An 8457-nucleotide genomic window follows, 5' to 3' on the forward strand; every position below is an offset into this window, starting at 1 on the left:
GAAAGGCGGGTTTTTTTGTTATAATTAGTGAGGATACTTTATTCTTAAATATTAAAGGAAGACAGACATGACTGATAAGAAACTCATTTTTAAAGGAACTTTTGCATTAGTTTTAGCGAGTATTTTCGGAAAAGTGATTAGTGCCTCCTATCGGATACCATTACAAAATTTAACTGGTGATATTGGCTTTTATATTTATCAGCAAATATATCCAATGATCGGGATTGCCATTACTCTAGCTTTATATGGATTACCTTCAGCGGTTGCCGCTTTTTTGATTGAAAATAAAATGGAATCTGGAAATAAAAAAATGAATCAGCGAATTTTTAATATACTCTTTCTTTTAGGTCTATTTCTATTTCTGTTTCTGTTTCTTTTTAGTCCATTTTTAGCAAATGTCATGGGAGACAGCCAACTGATACATCCTATTCGCCATGTTTCCTGGATTTTCTTATTCGTACCATTTATTGCGTTTTACCGTGGGAAGTTTCAAGCAAGAAATGATCTGCAGGCTATTGCAAAATCGCAAATAGTGGAACAGATTATCCGGGCTGTATTTATTATCACAGCCGCCATCTGGATATACCAAGACAAGCTGTCTATCTACCAAATAGCTGATGGTGCAGCTGTTGGAACTTTACTTGCATTTAGTTTAGCTTTCCTGCTGCTTTACTTCATATGGAAAAAGAAATATGCTAGTAAAGAAGAGAATATTCTGGAAATTGTACCATATCCTCAGCTGATTAGCTCTGTTTTATTAGCGGGGATTGTGATTAGCATGAACCATATGATGCTTTTATTTGTCCAATTAGCTGACGCATTTACACTCGTGCCTGCTCTTGTAAACAGTGGTTTATCAGAAATAGAAGCAATGAAATGGAAAGGTGTATTGGACAGAGGGCAGCCGCTGCTCCAGTTAGTAACAATTATCGGGTCATCTATTGCTGCTGGAATGGTGCCAAATGTAACAAAATTGGCTTGGCAGAATAATGAAGACCGTTCATTGAAACAGATCAGGAACACATTAAAATATTGTTTTATCATTTCAGCAGGGGCTACTGCAGGCTTGTTTGTTCTAATGCCAGAGATAAATGAACTCTTTTATCAAAATACGGATGGTTCGGCAAGCTTGCGGATTTTATCTACCGTTCTTTTATTTACTGGTATGTCAGTTACACTTGCTTCCGTGCTTCATGGATTTGGGTATATGAAGTGGACAGCATTGGTATTATTTATTGCATTATGGTTAAAAGTAGTATTAAATAAGCTGCTTGTACCATTCTTACAATTAGATGGGGCAGCAATCGCTTCTATTCTATCGATCGGATTTATTTTTGTTAGTTATTTTTATCTGTTGCGAAAGGCAATCAGACGGAAGATTGGCAGATTTCCCGTCGGCCGTGTTCTTATTGCGGCATTGTTTATGATAGCAAGCTTAACTATTATCAATTATGTTAAGACACATTACTTCATAATAGACACCCGACTGGAAAATCTGTTTTTTGTCCTGTTTAGTGTATTTGGCGGGTTTATCTTCTATTTGTTTGCATTAGTTCGTCTAAAGGTATTTTCCGTGTCAGAATTAGCGTCTATCCCTGGTTTAAATAAGTTGAGCAAGAAGGAGAGATAATGTTGAAGCCGATAATCGAAGTAATCGGATTAGGTAGTGGTGATATTCATCAGTTACCATTAGGAATTTATCGTAAATTAACTCAGTATAATCAAACATGTTATGTAAGAACACTGGATCATCCTGTTATCACATCATTACAAGAGGAAGGAGTTTCTTTTGCCGGATTTGACGCTGTATATGAAAGACATGATCAATTCGAGGCTGTGTATGAGGAAATTGCTGCCATTCTGGAAGAGAAGGCAAAAGAACAAGGGCAAATCGTATATGCAGTACCTGGCCATCCGATGCTTGCAGAACGAACAGTTCAAATATTACTGGAAAATGATAGACTTGATGTTCAAATAGCAGGCGGACAAAGCTTTCTGGATGATTTGTTTCGTACATTTCAATTTGACCCTATCGAAGGTTTTCAGTTCGTTGATGGTACAAGCTTTGAAAGATATCAACTGCAATATGAACAGCATCTTGTATTCTGTCAGGTATATGATGCGTTTATTGCATCTGAAGTGAAACTGGCTTTATTAGAAGATTTGCCTCCAGAATATATGATCTATATTGCAGAAGCAGTTGGCAGTGAGCAGGAATCTGTGAAACATATACCATTGTACCAATTAGACCAGCAAACTCACTTAAGCAATTTAACAAGTGTTTATGTTCCTCCAATAGATAAACAGGAGCTGAATCATCAGTTTTTCCGATTAAGAGAAGTTGTTGCTTCATTACGTGGTCCGGGCGGATGTCCATGGGACCAGAAGCAGACACATGAATCTTTAAAAAAGTATTTGATCGAAGAAGCTTATGAAGTGCTTGATGCGATTGATCAAGAGGATGATGATGCCATTGCAGAAGAGTTAGGTGATGTGTTACTACAAGTACTACTACATAGTCAAATCGCGGAAGAAGCCGGCTATTTTACGATTGATGATGTTATCTGCAGCATTACAGAGAAAATGATCCGCAGACATCCTCATGTCTTTGGTAACATTAAGGTGAAAGATGAAAATGAAGTGATGGTAAATTGGGAGAGCATTAAACAACAGGAAAAGAAACAAAATCAGCACCAGGAGTCTATATTAGACGGTATACCGAAAGCATTTCCGGCAATGTTAATGGCGGAAGAATTACAGAAAAAAGCAGCAAAAGTTGGATTCGATTGGGATAATGCGGCAGATATGCTGGCAAAAGTGGAAGAGGAATTACTCGAATGGAAAGAAGCAATCGCCAGCGGTGACTCAGATGAGATAACAAAGGAATTCGGAGATATACTATTTGCAATGATTAACATAGCAAGATATTATAAAATTAATCCAGAAATTGCTTTATTATTAACAAATAGAAAATTTAAAAAACGCTTTCAATATGTAGAACAATCTGTAAAGGCATCAACGAAAGAGTGGAAAGAATTTACGCTGGAACAATTAGATGTATTTTGGGAAGAAGCAAAAAAAGAAGATTAATTAAGGATGAGGAAGGGAATTATCATGCGATTAGATAAGTTTTTAAAAGTATCAAGACTAATTAAACGACGAACACTGGCAAAAGAAATTGCAGATCAAGGCAGAATTATTGTTAATGGCAATGTTGCAAAAGCAGCAACAAACGTAGTGGTTGGTGATGAATTAAAGATCCAGTTTGGCCAAAGACTATTAACGCTTCAAATTGACCAATTAAAAGAAACAGTAAAGAAAGAAGAAGCAAGTGATTTATATACAATAAAGAGTGAAGAATATAAAGAGAATTAGGTACAGTTTTGTTCTAAACTTGTCCCTTTTTTCATAAATTAATTATGGATAAAAGGGAGGGAATGTAATGAACTATTATGATAAAAAGCCGTTGTCGACAACCCAAATGGAACATCATGTGAAAATGACAAATAGACGTTTGCTAGAAATAGATGGAGTGAAAGAAGTCGATAGTTTTGATAGTGAAGAATTTCTTCTGCAAACCGTCATGGGATATTTAGTAGTACGTGGTGATAACTTACAGATGAAGAACCTTGATGTGGAATCAGGCCATGTATCGATTAAAGGTAAAATTTTTGAACTTTCCTATTTAGATGAACAGCAAGGAGATAAAGCTAAAGGTATTTTTAGCAAGCTCTTCAAATGACGCTAGAGACTCAGTTTGTCACAATGTTTACGATGATTGCTTTTGGGGTATATATTGGTATTGCATATGTTACATTTAAAAGACTGGAATTATGGTGGGCAAACCTTATTTTTTTACGGTATCTATGTGAGCTCTTCTTTTGGGTTGTACAAGCTGCTTTTCTCTTTTTTGTTTTATATATAATTAATGAGGGAATCGTCAGATTTTACATCCTTCTTGCTCTTCTGTGTGGTTATGCAATGTTCAAGGCTCTATTCGAGCACTTTTACCGAAAAGCCCTCGAAGTTATTTTGGAATATGTAACCAGTTTCGTGCGTTTTATTGTGCGTTGTATTAAACTATTACTGGTTAATCCGGTTGTTTGGATCATCTCCATTGTATTTTTATCACTGTATCGTATTTTGTTATTGTTATTAAAGCTGCTTCGTTTCCTTTTAATGACAATATTATTTCCATTTCGCCACATATTTAAATTAATTCTCCGATTAGTGCCGGAAAATGGAAAAAAGTATATCTACCATATTTGCAGCTTTTTTAGTAAAATAAAAAAGAAACGAAATAAAAGCAGTGCGAGGAGGTAAGAGTCATGGCAAAACATAGCAGCAATGTATCCAGTATACACGAAGCCTATATTGAACAACATAAAGCACATCATCGCAGACAGACGGAAAGAAAGAAACGGCTGTTTCGCAGAGTTTCCTTGTTCTTTCTCATTGTCATGATAATCGCGATAAGTCTTACCACATACCATGTTAAACAAAGAGTTGCAATGAACCAATTACAAACAGAGTATCAGGAAAAATCAGAACATTTAGCCAAACTTGAACAGGAGCATCAAAATCTGGAAGAAGAGGTTAAATTGTTGAATGATGAAGAGTATTTACTACAAATTGCTAAGACCAATTACTTCTTCACGAAAGAAGGAGAAATTGTATTTAAATTACCGGAAGAAGAGACATCTTATTGACACCGTTTTTATTGCTTCGCTATAATATAAAATGTAATAATATTTTTTTTCTTAAAAAATCTAAGGAGGAGCAATTTCTTTATGTCAATCGAAGTAGGCAGCAAGTTGCAGGGAAAGGTAACAGGTATCACTAATTTTGGAGCGTTTATTGAGTTACCTGATGGTAAGACAGGTCTCGTTCACATTAGTGAGGTTGCCGATAACTATGTAAAGGACATTAATGAGCATTTAACAGTTGGTGATGAAGTAACAGTTAAAGTTCTTAATGTAGAAAGCGATGGTAAGATAGGGTTATCAATTAAAAAAGCGAAAGACAATCCGCCACCATCAAATCGTCGTAAAAACCAAGGCAATCCAAAAAATAACCGTGAAAGACCCGAATCATTTGAACAGAAAATGAATCGTTTCTTAAAAGATTCTGAAGATCGTTTAGCAACATTAAAGAAACAGACAGAATCAAAACGCGGAGGACGAGGAGCGAGAAAAGGATAAACACTTGCTGTCTATGTAGAGTTTAAGGCAAAGACGGATGTGACTCGTATTTATATAAAAAACTGCCAATAATATTTGGCAGTTTTTTTGTTTCTATTTCAGCTGAGTCCGTAATAAAGTAAAAATCCGATTGACTCGAATGTTAACTTCATTCGAATCAATACGGATTTTTTTATCACTAATTTATCCTTTTATCCTAAGGTGCGTGTATAACAAGGTTTCACATAAGAACTTATTGATTGGAAATATCCATAATTCTACCTTCAATTGAAGGGTTGACGGTGCCTAATTCAGCTACATAATCACGGAAGTTTGCCCAATCAGTTAAACCTAAATCTGTTACACGGCCTTCCTCATATGCTTTTGCGAACACATCATAGCCATCTCCGCCTTTTGCTGTGAAGGCATTTGTCGCAATAACATATGTTTCCTCATCATTCAGTTCCACATAATTTCCGTTTTGCTCCACTTCCACTGTTTGTACTTTATTTCCTGCTGCAGCGGTACTGTCATAGGTGAATTTCATACCGGAAACTTGAAGGAAACCACCACTCTCATTCGGTGTTTCACTGACACTGTGCTCTAATGCAGCTCTTATTTCAGGACCTTTTAATTCCATTAATGCTAATGTGTTTCCAAATGGCATCACTGTAAGGATTTCGCCAATAGTAATAGGCCCTTGATCGATTGATGTACGAATTCCTCCACTGTTCTGTACAGCCAGGACAGTATTTGGATTATATTCTTTTGCTTTTGAAAGCATTCCATCTGTAATTAAGTTACCTAACGCAGTTTCGGAGTTTCTTACACTGATATCAGTATCTGTCTCATCACTAATACGCGGGTTAGGTAATGCTGTTTCCGCAATTCCTCCACTTTCTTCATTTTTAATTTGTTCTACTTGCTCTGCATAACCTGCCAGCAAATTGACTGCTGCTGGATCATCAGCTTGCTCGCCAATTTCAATTAACTCACCAGCATATCCTGTTACAATACCATTTTCATCGAATTCTACATCTAATGTTCCCAGGAAATTAGCGTATTGATAAGCCTGAACGACAATAGTAGGTTCCATATCTTCAGGATCTGATGTGATACGAACAGGTTCTGGTAATTCTGTATGGCTGTGTCCTCCAACAATGATATCAAGACCATCAACATTTGCAGCAAGTTCTTGATCGTTATCCATTGCTGGATTATCATCATAGCCAATATGTGTAAGTGCAATAATCTTATCGACACCTTGTGCTTCCAGTTCTGAAACAGCTTCTTCTGCAGCTTCTAAGTAATCTTCGAAACTGATATCTCCAGGGCTTGATATATCAGCTGTTTCTTCTGTTGTCAGACCGAATAAGCCTACTTTCTCTCCGTTTACTTCTTTGACAATCGAATTGTAAATTTCCCCATCATTTGGTGAAGCGGATAAAGTATCATGGAACAGTTCACTCATATATTCGTTACTTGAAAAGTCAAGATTCGAGCTGACAAAAGGGAAGCTGGCTTTATTCACAAAATCATATAATGCTTTATGACCTTCTTCACTGGAACCTTGGTCAAATTCATGATTTCCGAAAGTCATTGCATCATATTCCAATAAATTCATAAAGGCAATTTCAGCTTGTCCTTTAAATTCATTGTAATATAATGTCCCTGTATTTACATCCCCTGCATCAAGTAAGAGAGATTCTGGTTTCTCTGCTCTGACTTCCTTAACAGCAGTCATTAATTTCGGCATATTATCTAAATGTGAATGGATATCATTTGTATGCATAATAGAGAGATTAAAACTTTCTTCACTCTTGTTGAACATATCATGGGTATTAGCGAGCAGCCAGACTGCATCTCCTCGTTCAAGTGCTTTTTCTGGAGCAAATGTATCTTCATCCATCCCTTTGATTAACCCGTTGGAATAGAGGGCAGATACTGCAGGCATATACCATGCATCTTTGTCTAAATCTGTAAAAGGTAAAGTTTCTTCTGCTTCTGCCGGAATGTCATAAGCCTGTACCAGCATTTGAGCAAATTCTGCACGAGTAATATCGGTTTCAGGTGCAAATATCGTTTCCGTCTTTCCACTTATAATTCCTTCCTTGTAAAGTGCCTGCACCCCATTAGCATACCAAGCATCTTTATTAACATCTGTAAATGGTAACGAAGCACTGACTGATTCAAGGTTCAGTAAATTAGAAATAACCATCGAAACTTCCGCACGAGAGATTGACTTGTCTAATTTAAATTCACCGTCATTATACCCGCTGATTACCCCTTGGGAAGCTAGATTTTGGATAACTTCATAATAGGGGTGATCTTCAGATACGTCAGTAAAATTAGCAGTATCCGCAAATTGAACTGATGGTACTGCAGCGATACTGGCAGCAGTGGCGGCTATTGCAGCTATTGCTGCTTTTGGCATATTTTCCTTTTTCATATGTAATACACTCCTCTGAATTCCTGATTTTATTGAAACATTCCAATAAGTCAATAGTAATAGATCTATGCTTTAAATACTATTAAGTTTAGGTAAAGTTTCTATCAATCAGGGAATGGAGTAATTGGCTGGAGTTATTGAAAAAAAAACCCTCTATTACTTTTTTTTAAGTAATAGAGGGTTTCTATTAGGATAGCGGCGGAGGGAATCGAACCCACGACCTCACGGGTATGAACCGTACGCTCTAGCCAGCTGAGCTACACCGCCAAAATATCTTGTTAATCTCTTTAAAAGAGACAAAAAATATATTATCACATTCTATTAATCATGTCAACTTTAATTTTTAAACATAATATTTCTTACACAATGGACAATAATGAACGCAATTCTGACAGATTAGTCAACGTTAATTGTCGCATTTCGATTCTTTACATGTATTAGTTGGACAATGAGTCGAACATTTCTTATGTTGTGGCTTCCTATTTTGACAAAAAAGGGAGTGGGAATATGTTTAAATGATGGATAAGGAGTGATGAGGAATGAATTCTTATACGGAGAGTAAACCAAAATCTATCGTATTAAAAGAAAGATTTGTACAAATGTTCGGGCAGAGAAACTGGATCAAATGGTTACAGTACTTCATGTTTGAAAAGGGTTTTATGTTATCTATCTTAGGTTTTCTATTAGGTCGGGCCGTCATCCTGTCTACATTATCCCCGTTTGGAATCGCATTTATTGTAGCTGTATGGTACTTAAGGAGGGACAAATTATTTACACTTATTATTTTCTCTGTCTTAGGTGCATTTTCACACACAATGATGCAAGGAA

At 36.4% G+C, this 8457-nt stretch carries 8 protein-coding genes, 1 tRNA gene and 1 pseudogene; 8 read left to right on the plus strand and 2 right to left on the minus strand.

Features of this window, described 5'->3' with window-relative positions; all coding sequences use genetic code 11:
- The first annotated feature begins 67 nt into the window (after positions 1 to 67).
- The 7 genes from F9U64_RS19795 to F9U64_RS19825 all read left to right on the plus strand — a co-directional run bounded on the left by F9U64_RS19795 (position 68) and on the right by F9U64_RS19825 (position 5201).
- Positions 68 to 1630: a putative polysaccharide biosynthesis protein gene (locus F9U64_RS19795; RefSeq protein ID WP_153406628.1), complete on the plus strand. Its 1563-nt coding sequence runs from the start codon at positions 68 to 70 to the stop codon at positions 1628 to 1630.
- Complete coding sequence (yabN, locus tag F9U64_RS19800) at positions 1630 to 3090, plus strand: bifunctional methyltransferase/pyrophosphohydrolase YabN (protein ID WP_153406629.1); 1461 nt, start codon at positions 1630 to 1632, stop codon at positions 3088 to 3090. Before F9U64_RS19795 ends, yabN begins: the two co-directional genes overlap by 1 nt.
- Before the next feature lie 24 nt (positions 3091 to 3114).
- Complete coding sequence (locus F9U64_RS19805) at positions 3115 to 3375, plus strand: RNA-binding S4 domain-containing protein (protein ID WP_153406630.1); 261 nt, start codon at positions 3115 to 3117, stop codon at positions 3373 to 3375.
- A gap of 67 nt (positions 3376 to 3442) precedes the next feature.
- Positions 3443 to 3742 carry a sporulation protein YabP gene (yabP, locus tag F9U64_RS19810; protein ID WP_153406631.1) on the plus strand — a complete coding sequence of 100 codons (300 nt, stop codon included), beginning with the start codon at positions 3443 to 3445 and terminating at the stop codon, positions 3740 to 3742.
- The gene (gene yabQ / locus F9U64_RS23625) at positions 3739 to 4323 is read left to right on the plus strand and encodes a spore cortex biosynthesis protein YabQ (RefSeq protein ID WP_153406632.1); all 585 of its coding nucleotides are present in this window, start codon (positions 3739 to 3741) and stop codon (positions 4321 to 4323) included. The genes yabP and yabQ overlap by 4 nt, the downstream gene beginning before the upstream one ends.
- A 5-nt stretch (positions 4324 to 4328) precedes the next feature.
- Positions 4329 to 4709 (plus strand): FtsB family cell division protein, encoded by a 381-nt coding sequence (locus tag F9U64_RS19820; protein ID WP_153406633.1) that lies wholly within the window; start codon positions 4329 to 4331, stop codon positions 4707 to 4709.
- An 81-nt stretch (positions 4710 to 4790) separates the two neighbouring features.
- Positions 4791 to 5201, plus strand: coding sequence for a S1 domain-containing RNA-binding protein (locus F9U64_RS19825; RefSeq protein ID WP_153406634.1), 411 nt, complete (start codon positions 4791 to 4793; stop codon positions 5199 to 5201).
- A gap of 232 nt (positions 5202 to 5433) precedes the next feature.
- On the opposite strand, the gene F9U64_RS19830 is transcribed toward F9U64_RS19825, so the two are convergent.
- A complete protein-coding gene (locus tag F9U64_RS19830; protein ID WP_153406635.1) occupies positions 5434 to 7629 on the minus strand; it encodes a 5'-nucleotidase C-terminal domain-containing protein in 2196 nt (731 codons plus the stop codon).
- Between the two features lie 193 nt (positions 7630 to 7822).
- Positions 7823 to 7896: transfer RNA gene (locus tag F9U64_RS19835), tRNA-Met, on the minus strand.
- 272 nt (positions 7897 to 8168) lie between these two features.
- Here F9U64_RS19835 and F9U64_RS23220 point away from each other — a divergent pair.
- Positions 8169 to 8457: pseudogene (locus tag F9U64_RS23220) on the plus strand (stage II sporulation protein E); the annotation flags it as partial.

Origin of the sequence: Gracilibacillus oryzae (genome assembly GCF_009498735.1) — a bacterium.
GTDB lineage: Bacteria > Bacillota > Bacilli > Bacillales > Amphibacillaceae > Gracilibacillus > Gracilibacillus oryzae.